The sequence below is a fragment of the Vibrio sp. 10N.247.310.24 genome, assembly GCF_041467175.1.
GTDB lineage: Bacteria > Pseudomonadota > Gammaproteobacteria > Enterobacterales > Vibrionaceae > Vibrio > Vibrio tasmaniensis_A.
Genome location: NZ_JBFSUD010000051.1, coordinates 1 through 25,975, shown reverse-complemented (window position 1 = coordinate 25,975; position 25,975 = coordinate 1). Strand labels below are relative to the sequence as shown.

Annotated in this window: 22 protein-coding genes; 8 read left to right on the top strand and 14 right to left on the bottom strand. The window is 44.4% G+C overall.

Annotation, left to right across the window (positions count from 1 at the left end):
• Window positions 1-42 precede the first annotated feature (42 nt).
• Window positions 43-1,053 carry a M23 family metallopeptidase gene (locus AB6E08_RS15640; protein WP_135444404.1) on the top strand — a complete coding sequence of 337 codons (1,011 nt, stop codon included), beginning with the start codon at window positions 43-45 and terminating at the stop codon, window positions 1,051-1,053.
• Window positions 1,054-1,230: 177 nt separating this feature from the next.
• On the opposite strand, the gene tyrA is transcribed toward AB6E08_RS15640, so the two are convergent.
• The 3 genes from tyrA to nagZ form a co-directional block, all read right to left on the bottom strand.
• The gene (tyrA, locus tag AB6E08_RS15635) at window positions 1,231-2,358 is read right to left on the bottom strand and encodes a bifunctional chorismate mutase/prephenate dehydrogenase (protein WP_009848456.1); all 1,128 of its coding nucleotides are present in this window, start codon (window positions 2,356-2,358) and stop codon (window positions 1,231-1,233) included.
• A gap of 117 nt (window positions 2,359-2,475) precedes the next feature.
• Window positions 2,476-3,549, bottom strand: coding sequence for a 3-deoxy-7-phosphoheptulonate synthase (locus tag AB6E08_RS15630; protein ID WP_135444408.1), 1,074 nt, complete (start codon window positions 3,547-3,549; stop codon window positions 2,476-2,478).
• Window positions 3,550-3,795: 246 nt separating this feature from the next.
• A complete protein-coding gene (gene nagZ, locus AB6E08_RS15625) occupies window positions 3,796-4,785 on the bottom strand; it encodes a beta-N-acetylhexosaminidase (protein WP_372066731.1) in 990 nt (329 codons plus the stop codon).
• A gap of 121 nt (window positions 4,786-4,906) precedes the next feature.
• Here nagZ and AB6E08_RS15620 point away from each other — a divergent pair, with 121 nt between their 5' ends.
• Together AB6E08_RS15620 and murQ are read left to right on the top strand one after the other, a co-directional pair.
• A complete protein-coding gene (locus tag AB6E08_RS15620; protein ID WP_029225446.1) occupies window positions 4,907-6,022 on the top strand; it encodes an anhydro-N-acetylmuramic acid kinase in 1,116 nt (371 codons plus the stop codon).
• Window positions 6,023-6,067: 45 nt separating this feature from the next.
• Window positions 6,068-6,988 carry an N-acetylmuramic acid 6-phosphate etherase gene (murQ, locus tag AB6E08_RS15615; protein WP_017100673.1) on the top strand — a complete coding sequence of 307 codons (921 nt, stop codon included), beginning with the start codon at window positions 6,068-6,070 and terminating at the stop codon, window positions 6,986-6,988.
• Window positions 6,989-7,082: 94 nt separating this feature from the next.
• On the opposite strand, the gene AB6E08_RS15610 is transcribed toward murQ, so the two are convergent.
• Window positions 7,083-7,433 (bottom strand): DUF2799 domain-containing protein, encoded by a 351-nt coding sequence (locus AB6E08_RS15610; protein WP_017098352.1) that lies wholly within the window; start codon window positions 7,431-7,433, stop codon window positions 7,083-7,085.
• A 252-nt stretch (window positions 7,434-7,685) separates the two neighbouring features.
• Here AB6E08_RS15610 and AB6E08_RS15605 point away from each other — a divergent pair, with 252 nt between their 5' ends.
• The 3 genes from AB6E08_RS15605 (at window position 7,686) to btsR (ending at window position 11,941) form a co-directional block, all read left to right on the top strand.
• On the top strand, window positions 7,686-9,176 hold the full coding sequence (locus tag AB6E08_RS15605; RefSeq protein ID WP_017100671.1) for a carbon starvation protein A: 1,491 nt from the start codon (window positions 7,686-7,688) through the stop codon (window positions 9,174-9,176).
• A 257-nt stretch (window positions 9,177-9,433) separates the two neighbouring features.
• Window positions 9,434-11,104, top strand: a complete 1,671-nt coding sequence (locus AB6E08_RS15600; protein WP_017100495.1) for a sensor histidine kinase — start codon at window positions 9,434-9,436, stop codon at window positions 11,102-11,104.
• A 105-nt stretch (window positions 11,105-11,209) separates the two neighbouring features.
• Window positions 11,210-11,941 (top strand): two-component system response regulator BtsR, encoded by a 732-nt coding sequence (gene btsR / locus AB6E08_RS15595; protein WP_372066737.1) that lies wholly within the window; start codon window positions 11,210-11,212, stop codon window positions 11,939-11,941.
• A gap of 157 nt (window positions 11,942-12,098) precedes the next feature.
• Here the strand turns inward: btsR and ispH are convergent, their stop codons facing one another.
• From ispH to murJ, 6 genes are all read right to left on the bottom strand, one after another.
• Window positions 12,099-13,055, bottom strand: a complete 957-nt coding sequence (gene ispH, locus AB6E08_RS15590) for a 4-hydroxy-3-methylbut-2-enyl diphosphate reductase (protein WP_012603278.1) — start codon at window positions 13,053-13,055, stop codon at window positions 12,099-12,101.
• 127 nt (window positions 13,056-13,182) lie between these two features.
• Window positions 13,183-13,614 (bottom strand): FKBP-type peptidyl-prolyl cis-trans isomerase, encoded by a 432-nt coding sequence (gene fkpB, locus AB6E08_RS15585; protein ID WP_372066740.1) that lies wholly within the window; start codon window positions 13,612-13,614, stop codon window positions 13,183-13,185.
• 194 nt (window positions 13,615-13,808) lie between these two features.
• A complete protein-coding gene (gene lspA, locus AB6E08_RS15580; protein WP_017100497.1) occupies window positions 13,809-14,309 on the bottom strand; it encodes a signal peptidase II in 501 nt (166 codons plus the stop codon).
• Between the two features lie 158 nt (window positions 14,310-14,467).
• A complete protein-coding gene (gene ileS, locus AB6E08_RS15575) occupies window positions 14,468-17,326 on the bottom strand; it encodes an isoleucine--tRNA ligase (RefSeq protein ID WP_017100498.1) in 2,859 nt (952 codons plus the stop codon).
• A gap of 63 nt (window positions 17,327-17,389) precedes the next feature.
• On the bottom strand, window positions 17,390-18,325 hold the full coding sequence (ribF, locus tag AB6E08_RS15570; protein ID WP_012603275.1) for a bifunctional riboflavin kinase/FAD synthetase: 936 nt from the start codon (window positions 18,323-18,325) through the stop codon (window positions 17,390-17,392).
• A gap of 70 nt (window positions 18,326-18,395) precedes the next feature.
• Window positions 18,396-19,958 (bottom strand): murein biosynthesis integral membrane protein MurJ, encoded by a 1,563-nt coding sequence (gene murJ / locus AB6E08_RS15565; protein WP_009848488.1) that lies wholly within the window; start codon window positions 19,956-19,958, stop codon window positions 18,396-18,398.
• 250 nt (window positions 19,959-20,208) lie between these two features.
• Between murJ and rpsT the strand changes: the two genes are divergently transcribed.
• Window positions 20,209-20,469, top strand: a complete 261-nt coding sequence (gene rpsT / locus AB6E08_RS15560) for a 30S ribosomal protein S20 (RefSeq protein ID WP_012603273.1) — start codon at window positions 20,209-20,211, stop codon at window positions 20,467-20,469.
• Window positions 20,470-20,689: 220 nt separating this feature from the next.
• Here the strand turns inward: rpsT and AB6E08_RS15555 are convergent, their stop codons facing one another.
• Window positions 20,690-20,983 (bottom strand): metalloregulator ArsR/SmtB family transcription factor, encoded by a 294-nt coding sequence (locus tag AB6E08_RS15555; RefSeq protein WP_009848443.1) that lies wholly within the window; start codon window positions 20,981-20,983, stop codon window positions 20,690-20,692.
• 100 nt (window positions 20,984-21,083) lie between these two features.
• On the bottom strand, window positions 21,084-21,974 hold the full coding sequence (gene nhaR, locus AB6E08_RS15550; RefSeq protein ID WP_009848442.1) for a transcriptional activator NhaR: 891 nt from the start codon (window positions 21,972-21,974) through the stop codon (window positions 21,084-21,086).
• 388 nt (window positions 21,975-22,362) lie between these two features.
• Here nhaR and AB6E08_RS15545 point away from each other — a divergent pair, with 388 nt between their 5' ends.
• A complete protein-coding gene (locus AB6E08_RS15545; protein WP_017102996.1) occupies window positions 22,363-23,508 on the top strand; it encodes a Na/Pi symporter in 1,146 nt (381 codons plus the stop codon).
• Between the two features lie 234 nt (window positions 23,509-23,742).
• Here AB6E08_RS15545 and AB6E08_RS15540 read toward each other — a convergent pair whose 3' ends face one another.
• Together AB6E08_RS15540 and AB6E08_RS15535 are read right to left on the bottom strand one after the other, a co-directional pair.
• On the bottom strand, window positions 23,743-24,219 hold the full coding sequence (locus tag AB6E08_RS15540) for a hypothetical protein (RefSeq protein ID WP_029225423.1): 477 nt from the start codon (window positions 24,217-24,219) through the stop codon (window positions 23,743-23,745).
• Between the two features lie 217 nt (window positions 24,220-24,436).
• The gene (locus AB6E08_RS15535; RefSeq protein WP_017098345.1) at window positions 24,437-25,828 is read right to left on the bottom strand and encodes a winged helix-turn-helix domain-containing protein; all 1,392 of its coding nucleotides are present in this window, start codon (window positions 25,826-25,828) and stop codon (window positions 24,437-24,439) included.
• Window positions 25,829-25,975: the final 147 nt, after the last annotated feature.

Here is a 25,975-nt window from a genome sequence, read left to right as displayed (position 1 = left end):
ATTCCCCTTTTTCTATTAAAAGCATTTAGTTAATACAGAACCATGTCTAAGAAAGTTTCCATTACAATCCCCTTAACCCAAGGGGATCAGACGTTTTATTTCGGTCGAAAAGCCGTATTACTATGTACTAGCGCAATTTTTTCAGTACCTCTATTGATTGGCGGAGCTGCATACATGCACTTTGAGGGCAAGCAAGAACTCGCCCTACAAGCCGATGATGCACAACAATTGATTGAAACACTGATTGTTGAAAAAGAACAAACCGACTTTCTTTACGCTGAGCAGGTAGAAACCAATCACTCACTGTCTCAAGCATTAACCGAGAAAGAAGGCACTATTCAGTTACTTGGTAAGCGTGTATTTGATGTGGAATCAGTGCTTGGCCTGACCGATGAAGAGCCGCTGACTGATGACGTCTCTTTAGAAGACCGAATTGATGCAGCTGCAGTAGATTCGGCAGTCAGAGCCACAATGTTTCGTTTAATTCCAAATGACAGCCCTATGGCTTATCAACGCATATCATCCTCTTATGGTCGTCGCTCTAACCCTATAACAGGTAAACGCCACGTTCATACTGGTATCGACCTAACGTGTAAGCGTGGTGAAGATATAGTAGCGCCAGCTGATGGCGTAATTGAAACCGTGCGCCCAAGTAAGAAAGGCTTCGGTAACTTTATAACTATGCGTCACTCATTCGGTTTCATGAGCTCTTATGCGCACCTACAGAAGTTCAAAGTACGTAGCGGTCAATTTGTGAGTAAAGGCGATGTGATTGCGAGCTGTGGTAACTCAGGTAACTCAACCGGACCACACTTGCACTATGAGGTACGCTTTCTTGGTCGTTCATTGAACCCTCAATACTTGATGGATTGGACACCTGAGAACTTCAACTACGTGTTCGAGAAAGAGAAAAAGGTTAAGTGGGGTCCATTGGTTCAACTGATTGATAATGTGGTTCGCTTGCAGATCAACCTGACTAACGTGCCTTACATTAGCTCGACCATAGACACCGTATCGAGTGAAGATAGTAAGAAACCTATCACGACTAACTAGTTATTGGTTATTGGTTATTGGTTATTGGTTATTGGTTATTGGTTATTGAGGGATATTAATTTGGCCTATGATGATCTCATTGCTTTTAGCCTACAGTAGACCAAATGCTTTCATAGCGTTCAGCACAAACAAAAAGAGCGACCAAATGGTCGCTCTTTTTTATGACTTCAAATCGTATTAACCACGATGAATCGAGTCATGTGCTTGTTTTAGAAGACTTTGGCTCTCTTGCAAGAACTGCTGCGAGTAGTCGCCAAACCAATCACTGACTTGATTAAAGCTATCAACGAATTTAGCTTTATCTTTCCCATCCAAGATTTCCAATGCTTCACCGAAACGACTATGGAAACGTCGAATCATCTCAATGTTCTCATCTGAAGAAAGAATGATATCACCGTACAAGTTCGGGTCTTGAGCAAACAGACGACCAACCATCGCAATCTCAAGTCGGTAGATTGGCGAGCTTAACTTCAGAAGCTGATCAATGTTCGGGTTCTCTTTACTTAGGTGTAAGCCGTAAGCAAAAGAAGTGAAGTGACGAAGAGCTTGAATCAGAGTCATGCCGTGATCGTGTTCCGCAGCATCCATCTGGCAAAGGCTCGCGCCCCAAATACCAAATTGATTCAGCAACCATTGATAGCTTTCAGAACTACGCCCATCACTGTAAACAATCACTTGTTTCGCAAGGCTTGGAACATCAGGACCAAACATTGGGTGTAATCCAACCACAGGGCCTTGGTGCATGTCTAACATAGCTTGTAGAGGCTTTGATTTTATCGACGTCAAATCACAAAGAATACAATCGCTTGGTAGGTTACCCAACTTCGCAATCACACCTTCTGTCAGGTGAATTGGAACCGTTACAACCACAAGGCCAGCATTATCTAAGATCTCATCGGCTTTGTCCCAATCTTGGCTGCCAAGGATTTTCACTTCGTAACCAGAAAGCTTGAACATACGTCCAAACAGACCACCAAGCTGACCATTACCACCAACGATAACCACTGAACGTAACTCTGGGTTAAGGCACTTAAAACCAGAATCTTTTTCACTGGCATAAGACTCACGCATCGTACGACGTAAAATATCTTCGATTAACTGCGGTGGTACTCCTATTTTCTCGGCTTCTTGACGACGAGATGCCAACATCGCGGCTTCACGTTCCGGTACATAAATAGGTAAACCATGTTCACTTTTTACTTCACCGACTTTCTCCACTAGAGCCAGTCGTTGAGCCAGTAAATCCAACATTTGTTTATCGACAGCATCGATTTGGTCGCGTAATTCGTTCAGTTCAACGGCCATTTTATTCCTTACTCATCTATAAGCCCGTGCCAATCTAAAAGCCCGCACTGATGCAGGTTCGTTAGCAACAGATCTTAAAATGCCCCATTAGATGAGGCACTTAAATTTAAACTCTGACTAACCTTTCAAGCGGTTCTCTAAGAACGGGACTAATTCCGTATGTGCATGTTTCAATAGTGCCTCAGTTGAATCCCAATTGATACACGCGTCGGTAATAGATACACCGTATTTCATCTCATTGAGAGGTATATCTGAAGATTGGTTTCCTTCGTTAATATGGCTCTCAATCATCAGGCCGATAATCGACTTATTACCTTCACGAATCTGATGGATGACATCTTCAGCCACCAGCGGTTGACGACGGAAATCTTTACGAGAGTTCGCATGACTACAGTCGACCATTAGTGCCGCCTCTAAGCCAGATTTATCCAGCTCTTGCTCACATTCGTGTACCGATACTGAATCGTAGTTCGTCTGCTTACCGCCACGTAAAATTACGTGACCATTTGGGTTACCTTGCGTCGTTAGTAGTGCGACTTGACCTTCACGGCTGATACCCATGAAACGGTGGCTAGAAGAAGCCGCCTGCATTGCATTGATTGCAGTACCTAGATTGCCATCCGTACCATTCTTAAAGCCGATTGGCATTGAAAGACCACTCGCCATTTCACGGTGGGTTTGTGATTCAGTCGTACGAGCGCCGATTGCAGCCCAGCTGAATGTATCTGCTAGGTATTGCGGACTGATTGGATCTAGCGCTTCCGTCGCTAGTGGGATTTCCATCTCAGCAAGTTCAACAAGTAACTCACGACCAACATGTAAACCATGCTCAATATCGAAAGTACCATCTAGGTGAGGGTCATTGATCAAGCCTTTCCAACCAACAGTAGTACGAGGCTTCTCAAAGTAAACACGCATTACAATATACAGTTGGTCGCTAAGCTGCTCAGATAAAGCTTTTAAGCGTTTCGCGTATTCTTTCGCAGCTTCAATATCATGGATAGAACATGGGCCACATACTACAAGCATGCGATGATCTTTCTTATGAATAATGTTTGCTATAGTTTGACGAGACTCTTGAATGAAACGACGAGCATTATCACTCAAAGGCAGTTTTGCTTTTAACTCCTCAGGAGTAATCAGTACCTGTTCGTCGATGATATTGACATTGCTTAATTCACTTTTCTGCATAACTCAACCTGTATATTTATTTTTACACCCAACATTTCCATTTGGGCTGACAATCTTTAAAAACACAATAACAGCTACAAAAACGATTGCAAGTGTAAATAATAAAAAACATTTACTGTACATTAAAATTTACACACCCTCTTTAACTCACTCTGATACACAAACCAGCTTAAACTGCACCTCACACATACAAAAAAGGCGATATTTCTCATATCGCCTTCTTCAAACTTATAGAGTGTTTATTTATCACCCAGCGTTTAACATTCGCTTAATTTGCTCTGAGGCCTCTTTCCATCGATTATCCGAGTGAAGCGTCGATAAATCAAAGCTGTGCTTTTTAAGCAATGAGTTGGCTAAAGGCACCTCTTGAATCGCTAAATGATCAAGAGCCTCAATTTGTGCATCTCGCTTATTACACATCAGCACCATGTCACAGCCAGCATTCAAAGCTGCTTTCGCTCTGTCTGCTGGTCCGCCCATAATGGCCGCACCTTCCATCGTTAAGTCGTCAGAAAAAACTAAGCCTTTGAATCCAAGCTGCTGCTTCAATACTTTCTGCAGCCAATACAGTGAACCGCTCGCTGGTTGATCATCATAGTGAGAGAAAACCACGTGTGCTGGCATCATGGCATCCAATATTCCGGCTTCAATTTGCGCCTTGAAAATGGCCATGTCTGTTTCAAAGATATCATCTCTAGGATCGTAAGGCGTTTCTAAGTGCGAGTCAGCAATCACACCACCGTGTCCAGGGAAGTGCTTCCCTGTTGTCGCCATTCCAACCGATTTCATGCCTTTAATAAAAGCACTGCTGTGGCGAACGATGGTATCAATATCTTCACCAAACGCTCGACTACCAATCGCTTTACAGTCGTGACCTTTATCTAATACAGGCGCAAAGCTCAGATCGATATCATGGGCAATCAATTCCGCCGCCATCAACCAACCGGCTTGTTCTGCTAACTGCTCACCATTATTCTTAGTCGCGAATTCTTGAGCGGCAGGGATAATTGAAAAGCCATCGCGAAAGCGCTGAACTCGGCCGCCTTCTTGGTCAACGCCAATCAAAATAGGACGTTTCGCTACCTTACGGATCTCTTTATTTAACGCCGAAAGCTGTTTGCTATCGTGGTAGTTTCGAGCGAATAAGATGAGACCACCAACGGTTGGGTGCTCTACAATTTCTCTGTCTTCAGCTGTCAGTTCGTAGCCCGCGACATCTACCCACAACGGTCCCATATTTATCCCTTATTAAACCTAATTTCATAAACTTCCCGAGATTATTCTCTTTAAATTTGCTTTACAATGTTTTTAAACCAATCTGTGGAAGACTTTAAGAATGCAGTGCAAGAGCTTAGGAATGGATCGTAAAGAACTGTATATCGGTGTGATGTCGGGAACGAGTATGGACGGTGTTGATACCGCCTTAGTGTCGATTGAAGATTCGCGCATCACATTGCTCGCTCATGATGAGTTCCCAATGCCTGATGATCTCAAAGCGCGTCTGCTTGAAGTTTGTATTGGTCAGAAAACGGATTTGATTGCGATTGGCGAACTAGACCACCAGCTTGGTCATCTATTTGCTGATGCGGTTTTGCAACTTCTCGACAAGTCAGATACGCCTGCATCTTCTGTGACTGCGATTGGGAACCATGGCCAAACAGTATTCCACCAGCCAACCGGTAATTCGCCATTTACCATGCAGTTAGGTGACGCCAATATCATTGCCGCTAAAACACAGATTCAAACGGTTGCCGACTTCAGACGCAAAGACATGGCGCTTGGCGGACAAGGTGCGCCATTAGTACCAGCGTTTCACCATACGATTTTTCACCCGCGAGACAGCTCGGTTGTGGTGTTGAACATTGGTGGAATCTCGAATATTTCAGTGCTGCGCCCGAATCAGCCTACTCTTGGTTATGATACAGGCCCCGGCAATATGTTGATGGACGCTTGGGTTGATACGCACACGGGTGAGAAGTTTGACCGTGATGCGCAATTCGCACTTAAAGGTCAACTCAATCAAGCCTTGCTCGAACAGTTATTAAATGAATCTTATCTATCTCAAATTCCGCCGAAAAGCACTGGCAGGGAGCTATTTAATCTACCGTGGTTAGAGCAACAATTAACAGAATTTAAAGACCTTGCAGCAGAAGATGTTCAGCACACACTTTGTGAATACACTGCATTGACGATAGCGAATGAAGTGGAGACTTATCGCTTGGGTAACCAACCTGCGCTCTATGTGTGTGGCGGGGGTACGAGAAATCCACTGTTGATGAAGAGACTGTCTGAACTGCTTCCTGGCTGGGAGGTTGAGTCAACCACCAGTAAAGGCGTTGATGCCGATTATATGGAAGCTATGGCCTTTGCGTGGCTTGCTCAACGTCATGTTCATCAACTGCCAAGCAATTTACCAGAAGTGACTGGCGCGAGCAGAGCGGCCTCTCTAGGCGTTCTCTATCGTGCTGACTAAACAACTTTAGAACCATCATTTTAGAATCACCATTTAAGGATCATTATGAGTAACGACGCTCTCATATCAGCGCTCTCGCACCTCGTTTCGGAGGGGAGAAACCCTGACACTATGGATATTGATCTACTCACCTCTCTCGAAGTGGTTGAAAAGATTAACCAACAAGACAAACAGGTACCACTGGCGATCGAAGCCGAATTACCACAGATCGCGAAAGCGGTTGACAAGATCGCTCACGCCTTTCAAAACGGTGGCCGACTGATCTATATGGGTGCAGGCACCAGTGGTCGATTAGGTGTATTAGATGCCTCAGAGTGCCCTCCGACTTTCGGTGTTTCAGACAAAATGGTTATCGGCTTAATCGCTGGCGGACCAGAAGCGATTTTAAAAGCCAAAGAGGGAGCGGAAGATTCGCTGACTCTCGGTATTGAAGACCTGAAAGCCATTCAATTTACAGAAAACGATGTCGTGGTAGGTATTGCAGCCAGTGGCCGTACACCTTACGTGATTGGTGCGCTCAACTATGCGAATCAGATTGGTGCGGTGACGGTTGCGCTGTCTTGTAACCCAGGCTCTCCAATTGCTGAGATTGCTCAAATCGCAATTAGCCCAGTGGTTGGCCCAGAAGCATTGACTGGTTCAACACGACTCAAATCAGGGACAGCACAAAAGCTGGTGCTTAATATGCTCACCACTGCCAGCATGATTCGTATTGGTAAGAGCTATCAGAACCTGATGGTCGACGTAAAAGCGACCAACGAAAAACTGGTTGCCCGCGCTGCTCGTATCGTTATCCAAGCAACGGAGTGCGAGAAAGCACTGGCGGTATCAACACTAAAAACGACTGATTACGATGTGAAATTGTCTATTTTGATGATTCTAACAGGGCTAGATTTAGAACTGGCCAAGGCTCAACTTGATCAACAAAATGGCTTCTTGAGAAAAGCAGTCGAGAATAATCAGTAATCTAGATTCTGTTGTGAGCGTTACTCTCGCTACAAAAAAAAGACCAGTACACATACGGCACTGGTCTTTTTAATTTCTAATCGCTAGCTTGAGCTTAGTAGTCGTTAGAAAACTCATCCCAGCCGCGCTGCCATTCCATACGGAAACGTTGAGCGTCTTCCGTACCTGAACAAACGCCTTCATAAACCTGGCCAGATAAACCAATTTGATAAGCATGGTTTGGGTTGCAGTATTCAGTCACACCTAGGTGGTAACCTTCTGTGTAACTCGCTTGATCGACTGCGCCAAGCTCAGTCATCTCTGAATACGAACGCTGAGTGTGCCCTTTAATACCATCACGATAGCCAATCTCTTGCCAATTGCCTTCGGCCGCTAAATCTTGAACATTGGCGCTGCATCCTGCAAGGCTAAATGCCACGGCGAATAGTGCTATTATTTTTTTCATTTCAATCCTTTATATTGTAACTTCACCACTTCCTGACGAAGCGCTGCCTTTGTGGCGATTCTCCGCTGAACACGTACTGATGTCCACTCATTGTCTGTTATTGTCCTCTTAAGCAAGAGAACAAACCGCTCAATCAGTTATAACACCACTTAATTAGCTATTCGACCACTCACTCTCATAGCGGAAGTTTCTTCTCATACACTCCTTTAATATACACCCTGACTTAATTAATACATTCAGGGATAACAAATTATGATGTGGTTTCTTACCTGTGTAGCAGCACTCATTGGTGGCTACTTTATTTACGGTGCCTTTATCGAGAAGATTTTCGGTATCAATGAAAAGCGTCAAACACCCGCTCACACCAAGCAAGACGGCGTGGACTTCGTTCCAATGTCGACGCCAAAGGTTTACCTAGTTCAACTGCTTAACATTGCAGGTGTAGGTCCAATCTTCGGCCCTATCATGGGTGCCCTTTACGGCCCAGCAGCAATGCTTTGGATCGTGCTAGGTTGTATCTTCGCAGGTGCCGTACACGACTACTTCTCAGGTATGTTATCTATCCGCAATGGTGGTGCTTCGGTTCCAACTATTACTGGACGTTACCTAGGCAATGGCGCAAAACACTTTATGAACATCTTTGCCATTGTTCTACTGCTTCTTGTTGGTGTGGTATTCGTTTCTGCTCCAGCAGGTATGATCACTAACCTAGTGAACGACCAAACTGATTTCGTAATGTCTACGAGCACCATGGTTGTCATCATCTTTGCTTACTACATCATCGCAACGATTGTCCCTGTCGATAAAATCATTGGTCGCTTCTACCCACTGTTCGGTGCACTGCTTATCTTTATGTCTGTTGGCCTAATCACTGCGATTGGTCTATCTGACGAGCACCAAATCATGGGTGGCTTCGAGATGAAAGACATGTTCACCAACATGAACCCTAACGATCTACCGCTTTGGCCTGCTCTATTTATCACCATCGCTTGTGGTGCTATCTCTGGCTTCCACGCAACTCAGTCTCCACTAATGGCGCGTTGCATGGAAAACGAGAAAAACGGCCGCTTCGTATTCTACGGTGCAATGATTGGTGAAGGCATCATCGCTCTAATCTGGTGTGCGCTTGCTCTGTCATTCTTCGGTTCAGTTGAATCTCTATCTGACGCGATTGCAAACGGCGGCCCTGGTAACGTGGTATACAGCGCTTCATTTGGCCTACTGGGTGTATTTGGCGGTATCCTTGCTTTCCTTGGCGTGGTTATCCTGCCTATCACTTCTGGTGATACAGCGTTCCGTTCAAGTCGTCTTATCCTTGCTGAATACTTCAACATGGAACAGAAGACACTGCGTAACCGCCTACTGATGGCTCTACCACTGTTCGTTATCGGTGGTATCCTGACTCAAGTAGACTTCGGCATCATCTGGCGCTACTTCGGTTTTGCTAACCAATCAACAGCAGTCATGATGCTATGGACAGCTTCGGCTTACCTACTTCGTCACAATAAACTGCACTGGGTAACAACGGTTCCAGCTATGTTCATGACATCTGTGTGTATCACATTCATCCTGAACAACAGCCAACTGGGCTTTGGTCTACCAATGCAGCTTTCAACCATCATCGGCGTGGTGAGTGCATTCGGAATTGCGGCTTACGTTATCAAAATTTCAAAAGGCAAAGGCGATATCGACCTTGCTGATGAAGAAGAAAAAGAAGCAAAAGGCGTCACCAAAACCGCCTAGTTCTTTCAGACTCTTGAGAACAAGAGACACGTCTTCATAGAGAGACAAAAGAACAAGCCAAACACACTTCGCTTGCTCCCGTAATCACCCAGTGATTCGTGGAAATTAAGACTAAAGCCCGTCCTCTGTGATGGGCTTTACTGTATCTCAGCATTGAGAAGCAATCATCACTGGATATAACCAACGAAAACACAAGCAAAGCTACCGTTACCACGCAATGAGCTTTACACTTAACCAGCGTCTCAATAGGTGAAAATATGGAACTCATTCTCTCTCTGCTGCAACAAACCTGTGTCTACTTAGTGATTGCTTACATGCTAAGTAAAACTCCATTGATTCTCCCTTTGTTGAGCATCTCTTCACGCTTAAGTCATAAGATAAGCTGCTACGTTCTGTTTTCCCTGTTTTGTATTATGGGCACCTATTTTGGACTGCAGATTAATGACGCCATCGCCAACACTCGTGCGATGGGTGCCGTTATGGGTGGTCTATTTGGCGGCCCTGTCGTTGGCTTTGCGGTCGGCTTTACTGGCGGTATTCACCGTTACTCATTAGGTGGTTTCACTGACCTCGCTTGTGCTATTTCAACCACTGCTGAAGGCTTAATTGGCGGCCTACTGCACGTTTACCTAGTGAGAAAGAACAAAGCCAGCCAGCTGTTTAATCCATTGGTGGTTTTCTCGGTAACCCTGTTTGCAGAGATTATTCAGATGCTAATTCTGTTAGCGGTCGCGAAACCGTTTGAGCAATCCTACGCTCTAGTATCCGATATTGCCGCGCCAATGATCATCGCCAACTCTGTGGGTGCAGCGCTGTTCATGAGCATCATCCAAGACAGGAAAACCATCTTCGAAAAATACTCTGCGACCTTCTCACGTCGCGCATTAACCATCGCCGAACGTTCGGTTGGTATTCTGCATGGTGGGTTTAATTCCGATAACGCACAAAAAATCGTGCGGATCATTTACGAAGAGACCAACGTTGGTGCGGTGGCGATCACCGACCGAGAAAAAATCCTCGCGTTCATCGGCATTGGTGATGAACACCATATTCCGAACACGCCGATTTCATCGCAGAGCACGCTCACTTCGATGGAACAGAACGACATCATCTACCTTGATGGCAAAGAGAATCCGTACCAATGCTCCCTTTCGCAAGATTGTAAGCTAGGCTCCGCGCTAATTATCCCGTTAAGAGCAGGAAACGAAGTCATCGGAACCATCAAACTGTATGAGCCAAAGCTGAAACTATTCTCAACCATCAATATGTCGATGGGTGAAGGTATCGCTCAGCTATTGTCGAGCCAGATCCTGTTTAGTAATTATCAACAACAGCAAACGCTGCTCACCCAAGCGGAAATCAAACTGCTGCATGCACAGGTGAACCCACACTTCTTGTTTAATGCGCTTAACACCATTAGCGCAGTAACACGTCGTGACCCAGATAAAGCTCGAGAGTTGATTCAGCACCTGTCTCACTTCTTTAGAAGCAACCTAAAGCAGAACATCAACACCGTGAAGCTCAAAGACGAACTGGCACACGTCAACGCTTACCTGACCATAGAGAAAGCACGCTTTACCGATCGATTAGAAGTGGAATGGGATATTGACCCACAACTGTATGAGTCGCAGCTGCCAAGCTTTACCCTACAACCGCTGGTAGAAAATGCCATCAAACATGGGATTTCTAACATGCTGGAAGGTGGCAAAGTGAAGATCTATAGCGAGGCTTTCAAGGGTGGGGTTAAGTTGACCGTTGAAGACAACGCGGGCAATTATCAAAAGCCATCGAAAGATCATGTTGGACTAGGTATGGAAATTGTTGACAAACGACTCACTAATTTCTTTGGACAAGATTCAGCACTAAAAATAGAATCTCAACCACAGCAATTCACTCGAATGAGCTTTATCATACCTACACTAAAATAAAGGTATTTTCGGAGACGAATCGCTCCGAGTTGAAACATTTAGAAGCTGACATTTAAAAGAAAAGCGTGAACCAAGCAGGGATAGAACCAAGATGAAGATTGTAGGATGTTAAAGGCATTAGTTGTCGATGATGAGCTTTTTGCTCGCGAAGAACTGATTGAACTACTGACCGAAACAGGAGAAGTGGAAATCATCGGCCAAGCAAGTAACGCGATCGAAGGACTGAAACAGATCAATCTGCTCAAGCCTGATGTGGTGTATTTGGATATCCAAATGCCGCAGGTTACCGGAATTGAACTGTTAAGCATGCTTGACCCAGACACCATGCCTTACGTGGTATTCGTCACTGCCTACGACCAATATGCGATTCAAGCCTTTGAAGATAACGCCTTTGATTACCTACTCAAGCCAGTTGAACCCTGTCGATTAAACAAGAGTGTTTGTCGTCTGAATAAGGTCATCAAGCAGAACCACAAAGCGCCGGAGCAAGACATCTCTGCCATTGCTCCATGCCGTTTAGAGCAGATCCCGTGTATCGGCCATAACCGCATTGTGATCATGGCAAGCCAAACGGTCGAGTGCGCTTATTCGGATATCAGTGGTGTGCATGTTCGTAGCTCCTCACAAACGGCGACCTCACAGTTAACGCTAAAGATCTTGGAAGAAAAAACCGATTTGATCCGTTGTCATCGACAGTATTTGATCAACATAAAATCGATCCAAGAGATCACACTGTTGGAAAATGGATTAGCGGAGATCATCACGCTGACTGGCTTTGAAGTACCTGTCAGTCGTCGTTATTTAAAGACTTTAAAAGAGCAACTCGGTCTCCAGTAACGAGTTAGAAGTTAGACGACTTGTTCCAAAGCACGATCAAAAAAGCCAACGCATCAACGTTGGCTTCCTACTGTTTACAAATCAATAGTGTTTACAAATCGATAGTGTTTGCGAATCGATAGAGTTACGAATCAATCTTGTCACAAATCAATAGCGACTAGTCGACTTGCTTAATCTGCAGCTCTTTTGGTACTTCGAAGAACATGTTCTCTTCACGACCTTGAATCTCTTCAACCTCGGTAGCACCCAACTCACGAATACGATCTAAGATTTGGTTTACTAGCTCTTCAGGAGCAGAAGCACCGGCAGTTACACCGATTTTCTTTTTCCCTTCAACCCATTCAGTTTGAATATCTTCAGGGCAGTCGGTTAGATAACCTGGCGTGCCTAGCTTCTCAGCCAGCTCTTTCAAACGTGTTGAATTCGATGAGTTCTTAGAACCGACAACAATCACGACATCAACATCACCGGCCATCTCGCGAATTGCGTCTTGACGGTTTTGTGTTGCGTAGCAGATATCGTCTTTACGTGGCCCTTGGATCTCAGGGAACACGCGACGTAACTCTTCAATCACATCTGCGGTTTCATCAACTGACAACGTGGTTTGGCTGACGTAATGTAAGTTACTCGGGTCGTTCACGACTAAGTTCTGTACATCTTCTGGTCTTTCAACCAAGTACATACCGCCAGTTTGGCTAGCATACTGACCCATGGTGCCTTCCACTTCTGGGTGACCAGCGTGACCAATCAATACCACTTCCATATGTTTGCGGCTCGCTCGAGCAACCTCCATATGAACTTTAGTCACCAAAGGACACGTCGCATCAAATACCGTTAACTCGCGTTCTTTCGCTTCTTTACGTACCGCTTGAGAAACACCGTGAGCAGAGAAGATCACGATATTATCGTCTGGCACTTCACTTAACTCTTCGACAAAAATAGCACCACGCTGCTTGAGCCCCTCAACAACAAAGCGGTTGTGCACCACTTCATGGCGAACATAGATCGGTGGCTGATACATTTCTAGTGCGCGCTCTACGATGCTGATCGCACGATCGACACCGGCACAAAAGCCACGAGGGTTAGCTAACATTATTTTCATTTCATTGCTCATCATTTACCGCGGTACTAAGGTTTTTTCTATAGAGTTCGCTGTCAGCGAGGTTCGCATTCTACAGTGAAGCGCCCAGACAGTGAAGCTCTGGGTTGCGCCACACCTGTAAGGCGATGTTATTCTATCGTTATTCCACCGCTAAGATGTTGACGTCAAACGTAACGTCTTGGCCGGCTAATGGGTGATTAAAATCAACCGTCACTGAATCACCCGCGATCTCAGTGATAATACCTGGAATTTCCATACCATCAGGACCAGAGAAAGCCATAATAGTGCCAACCTCGACTTCAGAATCGCCAACAAACTTAGCACGATCCATATGATGAATATGATCTGGATTTGGCATACCAAACGCGTCTTCCGCCTTCAATTCGATAGACTTTTCAGTCCCCATTTCAAGGCCAATCAGGCACTGTTCAAAGTTCTCACTTAGGCTGCCATCACCCATCACGAACTTTGCAGGCTTACCCATATTTTCGGTGCTATCGGCAACTGAACCATCCTTCATTTTAATCGTAAAATGTAGAGTTACTGCTGAATCATTTTTAATTGCTGCCACGTTACTTTCCTTAGATTTCTTTATTATTTGAGAATGCGCTGTGCTTTGCTTCCTTGTTGACTGAAGCATAAAAAAAAGCGCCGCCGGAATCAACCGACAGCGCTTAGGGCTATTCCATTCTGTGAGTCATAGACTGACTTTAGGGCAATCTAATTCAAAGCGATTTAGTTAATACTCATTAATACCTGAGTCGCCTATTTGCTTTCATCTTTCTTGCGGAAACCATCTAGGATGATCATCGCGGCGCCGATACAGATTCCCATATCCGCTAGGTTAAATGCAGGCCAGTGGTAAGTACCCCAATAGAAGTCTAAGTAATCGACGACAAAGCCATGTACAACACGGTCGAACACGTTACCAACAGCGCCACCAATGATGATCGCATAAGCAATGTTGTTCCACTTATCTGTTGCTGGTAGCTTGCTCATCCAGTACGTCAGCATCCCCGTTACCGCAAATGCGATACCAGTAAATAACCAGCGCTGCCAACCACTTTGATCACTCAAGAAGCTAAATGCTGCACCGTAGTTATGCACGTACAAAAAGTTAAAGAATGGCAACACCTCAATGCGGTTTGCCCAGCCATAACCCATGTTGTCCATAACAAAGAGTTTGATACCGATATCAGCAAGGAAGACCAGTAGGGCCAACCATAACCAACGCACACCAGATTGTTTTAACGAAACTTCACTCATTTCTATTCCTAGTATTTACGAAGTTGGTATTCACTGTTACTCAATTTAAGTGACCTTGATTACCAAACTTGGCTAAACACATTTCCTATAATTAAAAATAACCCCAGTTGGTACTGGGGCTATGATTTTTACAAAAAGTTCAGTATTTCTCTGAGTCGTTATGCGTACTTACGCACTTCGCCTTCACCGTCGATGTTCGACACACAACGACCACAAACTTTCTCGTGGCCTTCAATTGTGCCTACATCTGGAGTGTGGTGCCAGCAACGGTCACACTTCTCAGCTTCAGTTGCTGCAACTTCAACGTACAGACCTTCAACGTCTGTCGCTTGAGCTGTATCAGACTTATCGCTAAGTGGTTTAACAACCGCAGCAGAAGTAATAAGTACGAAACGTAGCTCATCTTCTAGCTTGTTGATTTTAGCCGCTAGTGCATCGTCAGCGTATAGAGTAACTTCAGCCTGCAGAGCGCCACCGATTGTTTTCTCTTTACGAGCATCTTCAAGAAGCTTGTTCACTGCGCCACGAACTGACTGGATTTCAGTCCAGAATTCGTTGCTTAGCTCTTCGTCGTCAGCAAGACCAAATAGGCCTTCGAACCACTCACCTGTGAATACAAACGTGTCGCGTTCGCCTGGCATCTCGTTCCAGATTTCATCTGCAGTGAACGACATGATAGGAGCCATCCAACGAACTAGAGCTTCTACGATGTAGTAAAGCGCCGTTTGGCAGCTACGTTGAGCATGGCTGCCCTGCTTTGCTGTGTACTGACGGTCTTTAATTACGTCTAGGTAGAAAGAACCCATTTCGATAGAACAGAACTGCATTAGACGTTGAGTTACACCGTGAGTGTTGTACTCACCGTATGCTTTAACGATCTCTTCTTGTGCAGCTTGAGCACGGCCAACAGCCCAGCGATCAAGTGCTACCATTTCTTCAGCAGGCACTAGGTCAGTTTCAGGGTTGAAACCGTTCAAGTTCGCTAGGAAGAAACGAGCCGTGTTACGAATACGACGGTAAGCATCAGCAGAACGCTTAAGAATCTCGTCAGAAACCGCAACTTCGTTAGTGTAATCCGTAGAAGCAACCCATAGACGTAGAATATCTGCGCCTAGCTTGTTGGTTACATCTTTAGGAGCAACAACGTTACCGATAGATTTAGACATCTTACGGCCGTTACCATCAACCACGAAACCGTGCGTTAGCACTTGCTTGTATGGTGCTTCGTCTTTCATCGCGATAGATGAAATCAAAGAAGACTGGAACCAGCCACGGTGTTGGTCAGAACCTTCAAGGTAAAGATCAGCACTGTGCGTTCTTTCTTCATTCGGGAAGTTGTACTCTTCACGAGAGTCAACAACAGAGAAGTGCGTTACACCTGAGTCGAACCATACGTCTAGCGTATCAAGTACTTTCTCGTACTTGTCAGCGTCTTCAGCACCCATCAGTTCAGCAGCATCTACATCCCACCAAGCTTGAATGCCTTTTTCTTCCACAAGCTTCGCTACTTTTTCAATAAGCGCTGGGCTATCTGGGTGAAGTTCTGATGTTTCTTTATGAACAAACAGAGCAATTGGCACACCCCAAGTACGTTGACGAGAGATACACCACTCAGGGCGACCTTCGATCATACCTTCGATACGGCTTTGACCCCATTCTGGCATCCATTCAACACTCTTCGTTGACTCTAGTGCTTTTGCACGTAGGCCAGCTTGATCCATAGAGATGAACCATTGTGGTGTTGCACGGAAGATGATTGGAGTTTTGTGTCTCCAACAGTGTGGGTAGCTGTGCTCGTAAGCGTGGTGATGCAGTAGTGCACCCTTCTCTTTTAGAACTTCTAAAACAGAGTCGTTCGCTTTGAATACGTGCTGACCAGCAAATAGCTCAGTATCTGGCAGGTAAACGCCGTTAGAACCTACTGGGTTAGCAATTTCTAGGTTGTACTTCTTACCAACCACGAAATCCTCTTGACCGTGACCAGGAGCGGTATGAACCACACCAGTACCAGAGTCCGTTGTAACGTGGTCGCCAAGAACAGCAGGAACCGTAAAGTTGTAGAACGGGTGGTTGAATTGAGAAAGCTCAAGATCAGCACCAGTAGCAAAACCAAGGTTATGGAAGTGCTCGATACCCGCACGATCCATTACGTCTTTTGCTAGTTCAGAAGCAACAACGATACGTTGAGCAGGCTGTTCGCCATTCGCTTCAACTTGGATAAGTACGTATTCAAGATCATCACGTAGACATACTGCGCGGTTAGCCGGCAGAGTCCATGGTGTTGTCGTCCAAATAACGATAGAGATTTCGCCCTGACCCGCGTGACCTTCCGCTAGAGTAAATTTCTCTAGTAGAGCCGCTTCGTCAGCTGCTGTAAATTTCACATCGATAGATGGAGACACTTTATCTTTATATTCAACTTCAGCTTCAGCCAAAGCAGAGCCACAGTCAGTACACCAGTGAACTGGTTTGAAACCTTTAAGAAGGTGACCTTTGTCTGCGATTTTGCCTAGAGAACGAATGATGTTCGCTTCAGTTCCAAAATCCATAGTGCGGTAAGGTTTATCCCACTCGCCCATGATACCAAGACGTTTGAAGCTCTCTTTCTGACCTTCAACTTGGCCCGCAGCGTACTTACGACACTCTTCGCGGAATTCTGCCGCTGAAATCTTCTGACCAGGCTTACCTTTCTTCTTCTCAACCATCAACTCGATTGGAAGACCGTGACAGTCCCAACCAGGGATGTACGGTGCATCAAAACCAGAAAGGGTCTTAGATTTGATAATAATGTCTTTAAGAATCTTGTTCAGCGCGTGGCCAATGTGAATGTCGCCGTTCGCGTATGGAGGGCCATCATGCAGTACGAAAGATTTTTTACCTTTCTTTGCCTTACGGATCTCACCGTAAAGGTCTTCTTTGTACCAACGCTTAAGCATTTCTGGTTCACGATTTGCCAGATTGCCACGCATTGGGAACCCTGTTTCTGGTAAGTTCAGGGTATCTTTATAATCACTCATCGATTCTTAATTCCGTTATATTGGGCGAAGTTAGACATTATGTTAATCGGTGGAATTATCCGACTAATTCTTTAGCTGAAGCAGCCACACCCTTGCGGCTTCAGCATCCAATTCTATTTGATTCTTTAATGCGTCGAACGACTCAAACTTTATCTCGTCGCGCAGTTTGTGCAAAAGTCGCACTTCTAACTGTTTACCATATAAATTGGCTTTAAAGTCAAAAAAATGTACTTCTAATTGCTGCCTTACACCATTAACTGTTGGTCGTTGTCCAATATTAGCAACACCACCGACAGGAACACCGTCGATATCTAATGCTTCAACAACATACACTCCCGACACAGGAGAAACACAACGTTTTAATGGAATATTAGCGGTAGGGAAACCGATAGTTCTCCCTAGTTTACGACCATGAGAAACACGACCACTGATACTGTAGTCACGCCCAAGCATGGTAGCACTAGAAGCCAAGTCATTGGCCGCTAACGCATTTCGTATCTCAGTGCTGCTTACTCGTAATTGGTTTAAGCAATAGCTTTGGGTGCTCACCACCTCAAAACCATATTTTTCGCCCGCTTCTTTAAGCATAGCGAAATTACCTGTTCGGCCTTTGCCAAAGCAAAAGTCGTCACCAACCACCAAGAATTTCACACCAAGCTTATCAACCAAAAGATCCTTAATGAACGCTTCCGCAGACAAGCTTGCAAAATACTGATTGAAATTCACACACAATAAACGACTAATCTCTAGCTTGCTCAATTGCACGTACTTATCTCGTAAGCGAGTTAAACGCGCTGGCGCTCGACCTTTAGCAAACAACTCCATAGGTTGCGGTTCAAACGTCATGACAACAGAAGGGAGTCCCAGTGCTGTAGCTTGTTTAGAAACCTGACTCAGAACCTCTTGATGCCCTAAATGAACACCATCGAAGTTACCTATGGTTAATACACAGCCATGATGCTGTGCTTTAATATTGTGTATACCTCGGATCAGTTCCATTGTGATCAGCTAAAACCTGTTATTTGCATCATTTATTGTGTGAAACCGACGGATTATATACTAATCAGTATTAATCTGTCGCTGCTTTTAAATGTTTTACTCGGATACCTAAAACCAGTACCGACACAATATAAGCAAAGCCACCAAGTGCGATCAACCCTGTTAGCGTCAACGCTCTTTGGTTGAAGCTCCAATCAAGCCACAGCTGCATATTGTCTAGTTGCCATAAAATCACGCCAACCATCACAGTTCCAGATACTAATAATTTAAGGCTAAACAACAATGTAGTCTTGGTTAAACGATAAACACCCGCTATATGCAGACCACGATAAAGTAGAGTCATATTCACGAACGCAGATAACGCCGTTGCGATTGCCAAACCAACATAACCATAGAAATAAGCGAAGATCGCGTTGAACACCATGTTAGTGACCATCGCAATGATGCCGTACTTCACAGGGGTTTTAGTATCTTGACGTGAGTAATAGCCCGGAGCCAACACTTTAATCAACATGAAGTTAAGCAAGCCTGAAGCGTATGCCACCAAAGACATGGAAGCCTGCTGTACATCATGTGGTGAAAACTCGCCACGCATGAAGAGCACCATCAGCATAGGCTTGGCTAAAACAATAAGACCTAACATAGCAGGAATACCTAGCAATAAAACCATGCGCACGCCCCAGTCCATTGTATGAGCAAACCCTTCCCCTTGAGCGTCTACGTGTTTACGCGACAAAGCAGGAAGAATAACCGTCGCAATAGCAATACCAAACAAACCGAGTGGGAATTCCAATAATCGATCCGAATAATATAGCCAACTGATAGAGCCGGTTGCTAGAAAGCTGGCAATGAAGGTATCGAACAACAAGTTGATTTGGCTCACTGACACACCAAACAAGGCAGGGATCATTAGCGTGCGGATCTTAACTACACCGGGATCTCTCCACCCCCACTTCGGTTTAACCAACACACCCGCTTTAATCAAGAAAGGCATTTGGAAAAGGAACTGGACTAAACCACCAAGAAACACACCGATGGCCAAGCCAATTTCGGGTTGTTCTAAATTAGGAGAGATAAACCATGCTGAACCTATGATCATTACGTTCAGGAACACAGGGGTAAATGACGAAACCGCAAATTTGCCCATGGTATTGAGGATTGCACCAGATAAAGCAACAAAGGTGATAAACCATAAATAAGGAAAGGTAATCTTGAGCATAAAGCTCGCCAGCTCAAATTTTGGTGCTGCTGGGCCATCATTTAACCAATCGATAAACCAACCTGCGCCAAACATCGCAGTGATGACACCCGAGCCCAACACCCCGATAACGGTGACGATAGAAACTAGTACCCCGAGCGTGCCCGATACTTTGGCAATTAAATCTCGAGTCTTATCTTTATCACCTGCAGCGTGATATTCTGTTAATACAGGAACAAACGCTTGAGAAAAGGCACCTTCTGCGAAAAGTCGACGTAAGAAATTAGGGATTTTATTAGCGAAGAAAAATACGTCGGCACTCGCTCCTGCTCCCATCAAATTTGCTACTACTACATCACGTACTAGCCCCAATACGCGGGAAACAAAAGTCATTGCACTGACAATCAGGCCTGACTTTAATAGTCGTTTACTCACACAAACCTCTGACACTGGTTGATTACTTTCAAGCGAGGATAAATACTATCCTGTCCTAAGAAGCATATTTATTAGCATTGGTCTAAAAATGCTGTTAGAATCCCCGCCATCTTAACCGCGATGACCTTTCCATACCAAAGTTTGTTTGGCTACGATTGGTTTTTGCACAAATCATTTGACAATTAAGCGCCTATGAGGGATAGTCCTCGCCCTTAAATTGTCACCGAACTAAGTTTTTGGGAGTTAGACCTTGGCAAACAGTAAATCTGCTAAGAAGCGCGCTATCCAAGCTGAGAAACGTCGCCAGCACAATGCTAGCCGTCGTTCTATGATGCGCACTTACATGAAAAAAACTATTGCAGCTATTGAAGCTGGCAATAAAGAAGCTGCAACTGCTGCTCTTGTAGAAGTTACACCTCTTCTAGACCGCATGGCGACTAAAGGCCTTATTCATAAGAATAAAGCTGCACGTCATAAGTCTCGTTTCGCTGCTGCAATCAAAGCTCTTTAATAGAAATTTGATTACAACGCAAAACGAAAAAAACCGGCCTCGGCCGGTTTTTTTATATCTAAATTTTGAGTAACACAGAGATTTTTCTTGCTGAGCGTTACTTGGTTTACTTAAAGATATGCGGTTTGCTGATAGGCACTAACGTTCGACATGAAATACTGACACTTCCTTGTGTCGACCCTACCCCTGGTAAGAAATCACTTCCCCCACCAGCAATAAACTACTTGCAGTACATACCATGCAGTAGGTTAATCATCGCTTTTACTTCTTCACTGCTCAATGTGTAATACACTGTTTGAGCTTCTTTGCGAGTTTCGACCAAACCATCTCTTCTCAACCAAGCAAGATGTTGAGATAAAGCAGATTGACTCAATTCCAACTTGCCACACAACTCCCCAACCGACAGCTCAGTACCATGCAATAGGCACAGAATCTGTAAGCGACGCTCATTGGCCATGGCTTTGAGTAGAATCACAGCTTGTGCTGAATTCTTCTCCATCTCTTTTAAGTTCATAGTTTGGCTCCATACAACCTTTACGCCAAGTCCGGGTTATCTGTATTTCCGGCAGATTATGAAGTCATGATAATCGATATCAATTCATTAACAAACAAGCTCACTCGAACAATTTGCTAAAATCTGCGTCACATACATTTTTTACTGCTGGATGTTGGATCATCCTCTCAGCAAATATGACGTAGTACTCCTCTTTTAACTCCTCGATTCCCCCCAACAATTGCAATGACGTATCTTCCTCAACCTCTGACATATATAGCGTAGGCGCTAAGAAAATAGCGTCGTGGTGGTAACGAGCGAAAGCCTTCATCAATGCCGCGTCATCAAACTCACCCAAAATATCAGGCTTAAGTCCTTGTCTATCAAACCATTGCAGTACTTTACGCCCCATCGAAGTTCGACTTCCTGGGATTAACAGTTTCTTTTGTTCTAATACAGCAGGAAAGTTAACACCTTCCACATTACCTGAACTGAAAAAGCTCATACCACTCTCACCCAACTTTTTACTAAACAGGCCTGGGCTTTGGCTAGAATCCACCGGGCAGTCTGACAAAATCATATCGAGCTTATGCTGAGAAAGTTGTTCAAGTAGCATTTCATGAGTCGATTCAAAGCAGCGTAAATGAATGCTGTTATCGGGTGGGATTGTCGACATCAATATCTTGCTGACTAATCTTTTGGACAGTGCATCCGCGACGCCAACATCAAACAGAATATTGGAGTGCTGGCTATAATTCACGATATCCAGCATCTCGTAACTCAGGCCAAACATACGATCGGCATATTTAAAGACCAACTGCCCAAGCTCTGTCGGCTCAACACTGCGACCATTACGCTTAGTTAGCTTGCCGTCCATACGCTCTTCTAAGGCTTTTATCTGACCAGTTACCGTTTGTGGTGTTAGGAATAGGGCTTCTGCAGCTTTAGTAACAGAGCCTTGCTTGCAAACCATCCAGAAGTAATAAAGGTGGTTATAGTTGAGATGCGACATAAATGTGCCGTAAAAAAGAGAAGATAACCTGTTATATCAAATATGACACCTCCACTCAACAAACTCGGAAAAACCACACCTAACTATCAATTACTACTTATATTTACGAAGTGTCTGATTTCATAATGTAATATTTCAACGATTATTTTCAATTTTTCTCTAACTTTTAAGATCTATATCACCTATCAAAAACACGAACAAAACACTTTAAAAACAACAAGTTAAACCAACGCCATTTCAAGAGCAAATATTTAAAGAGCAAATCATCACAAAAAAGTCTCACCTAAACCAAAATGTAATATTACTGAAATATTTGTTCTCTAACATCACGCTCAGATTAAACAAACAGACCAAACACAGACTAAAACGGTCCAATGGAGAAAACATTATGAACCAAGCTACTACTGCAGCAGCGCCTATCTCGAGCACAACTCGTTGGCTACGCTGGGCTAACTTGGCATTCATGCTTTACCTACTATTACTTTCAGTTTCAATGGTTGGTACAGGCTTCAAATGGGCAACAGGCGAGCAAGCAAAAGTTCTTTTCGAATTTGCTTCACACCCAGTTGCAGGCTTAATGATTGGTTTAGTAGCAACAGCACTTATTCAATCATCAAGTACAGTTACTTCAATTATCGTTGGCCTTGTGGCAGGTGGTTTACCTGTTGAGCTAGCAATCCCTATGATCATGGGTGCGAACATTGGTACTACGGTAACCAATACGCTAGTTAGCCTTGGTCATGTTCGTTGTAAAGATGAGTTCAAACGTGCATTCGCAAGTGCGACGATTCACGACTTCTTTAACCTATTAGCCGTTGCTATCTTCCTACCACTAGAGATGGCGTTTGGTATTCTAGAGAAAATTTCTCACTGGTTAGTATCACCGATGCTAGCAACAGGTGATATGAGCATGGGTGGTCTTAACTTCATCAAGCCAATCACTAAGCCTGTTGTAAGTGCGATTAAAGAACCACTATCAACGTTTGGCGACACTGTTGGTGGGGTTATGCTTATCGTTCTAGGTATCGCGACTATCTTCGTAGCTATCACGGTAATGGGTAAGCTAATGAAGAGCCTAATGGTTGGCCGTGCTCGTGAGATTCTAAAGAACGCAATCGGTCGTGGTCCTATCCACGGTATCGCTTCTGGCTCTATCGTGACTATCCTTGTTCAGTCTTCTTCTACAACAACAAGCTTGATGGTTCCACTAGTAGGTTCAGGTGTTCTTAAAGTACGTGACGTTTACCCATTCACTTTGGGTGCAAACATCGGTACATGTATTACGGCTCTACTTGCAGCTACAGCAGTATCTGGTGAGTTCGCAGTATTCGCACTACAGATTGCTCTAGTACACTTGGTGTTCAACATCATGGCAACGGTATTCATCTTTGGTATTCCGTTCCTACGTGAACTGCCAGTGAAAGCAGCTGACATCATTTCAGACATGGCAGTGAAAAATAAAGCTGTAGTAGCTGGTTATCTTGTTGCGGTATTCCTTGTACTGCCAGGTAGCGTGTTAGCACTGACTGCTTAATAGCAAAACAAACATCGCTTATAGCAAAGCCCGCAACCTCCTAGGTTGCGGGCTTTTTCTTTTCTGAAAGGCAGATGTGGGATGCGAGTGAACGAGTAACGAAAAGCGACTGCCTCTCATTATCTGCGTTTGATATTCAGTATCTCACTGACTCAAATTTAAAGACGCTCTTCGTATCCCGCATCTCGTTTACTCGTATCTAGCTACCCTTCGTATCCCGCATCTAAACAACGCTTACTTACCTTGCTCATTACGCAGATACATAATGGCAACCATGCCAAAGCCGATAAGTTGCCATAGATACTGCCCGTCGCTTGCGCCTGTGATGGTTTGAGTGAAAGCCATACAAGCAGTCACAAATAAAGAAGCAAAGGCAGCATAAAGTAACCACGGACGCTCCTTGCCAGACATGAACTCACCTGCAAATACCGAACGAATAACCAGTAAAAACGGTACACATTGCAAACCAATCAGAATAGGGAACATAAAATCGAATGTTGGACTCAGTAGAGCATGACCGATTTGGCTCTTATCCCAAGTTCCTACAATATAGCCTTTCCAGCCAGCCCAAGTATCACCTGAATAAGCGGTATCTGGCGTAATAAAGCCAAGCACGCCGCCCATCACTTTATCAACAAAGCCATTTTTGAACCAAAAGACGAATAAGAAGATCTGAATTGGAATGATCTGAAAAGCAAACTTCTTCAACATGTGTGTACCCCAAATAATTAATGATTTGGTTACCAGTATGTGGAAGTCGATGTTTTTACGCTTGATGCAAGGCAATCGAGCCTGAGTCCAAACAATAATCAAACATGTTGAGAAGCCTGTTAGCACAAGGAAACCTTGCGGAAGAGCCGTTACTATTAGCGGTAACTCAACGTCTTCACTTCAAAGAGAATTATGTGGTTTAGGAAAGGTTTGTTTTTTATAAAGATTCAATAAGATCAAACAGTTGGCCATTATACTCTTTTTTCACTTCGGTATAGCGCTGATAGTTGTATTGCGAACCTTCTGGGTTATCCGACAGCTTGTCAGCCACACTAAGTAGATAAAAACTGATAGGGCTCGGTGTACTTTCGGCCGCATAAAAAAGGTAAGGGAAAGCTTGATTGGCATGTTGGTTGATTAACAGTGCAAGACCCAAGGTAAGGTTGGCAATATCACAACGTGGGTTCATCTCAAAGGCTTGCTTTGCCAGTTGCAGTGCATGTTCGCGATCTTCTTGCTCATGACTTTGCAAATAAGCCAAAGATTCCGAATACGACAATAAGGCATTGACCAAATAATTGTCTCTTCCTTGCTGTTGAATCGTATCCAACTGAAGTGCGATCTCTGCAAATGGCTGTCCACCTTTGCCTTGGTAGAAAAGCGATATTCCCTCTGAAATAACCTTCCAATCGTCGTAGTTATCAATAGAAGTCACTCGATGACTGACGACACCGTATTCTGAACTCATTGGGGCAATAATGGCTTTAATCTCAAGAATCACATCCCCAATGGCATCAAAGAAGTTATCTTGGCTAAAGCTCTTTTCCACTTTCTGGCTTTGATTGGGCTGGCGGTTGTTTTGTATCAGCACGCTCAGTATATAATTACTGCCCTTTTGCTTGAGCCAACCTTTGAGTTCGACACCATTATTGGCAAGTGATTGCTTGCCCTGTTTCGAGAGCTGAGAGAAGTGGTAACCCGATAAATTTCTCGCTGAGTTCAGCCCGTAGAATAGGTAGTTGTACACGCTTTCCGACATCTCATAATCGTCCGCAGAATCGAGTGTTATGTCATGGATATAAACGGGAATCACATCACTTTGAGGCGCAGAAATAACAGCTGTGTCATTGGTTGAGACATCAATTTGCCACGCCCAAGTTGCTATTAAGCCAATAGAGAATACTGCGGTTGTAATCAGGGCGATGGTTTTATTTTTAGGCTTAGAAACAACTTTGATTTCAGGTGGGGGAATTTCTACTACGGGAGTAGTCTCAACGCTAGGCTGAATTATCTCAATATCGAACAGATAACCTTGCTTAGGAATGGTCTGAATGATGCGATACGGACGTACTTTATCCTGAAGCTGACTGCGCAGTAAACTGATGACCTGTCTGACCAAGTTGTCAGACACTTGAGTTCTTTGCCACACATCAGCAGCTATCTGCTGCGTACTAACCACTTGCCCGCGCTTGTCGATGAAATAGCTGAGCAGCCTTGCTTGTAGTGGCTCTAAATGAATCTCTTCACTATCAATCACCAACTGGTTTTTATCAGGGTAGAAAGAAATAGGAAAGTCGTGTTGCAATACAAAGCAATGCGAGCGAGTCATAGTAGTTCTGTGGTTAGAAAAGACCACTCAAGATTATTGGTTTTACGAATAGTAAGCAAGCCAAGCATCAGAAATAAAAAAGGCTGCACAGAGGCTAATGCCGATCAGTTAAAGCCAAAGTGATCGGTTGAAGGATCCTTCCGAGCT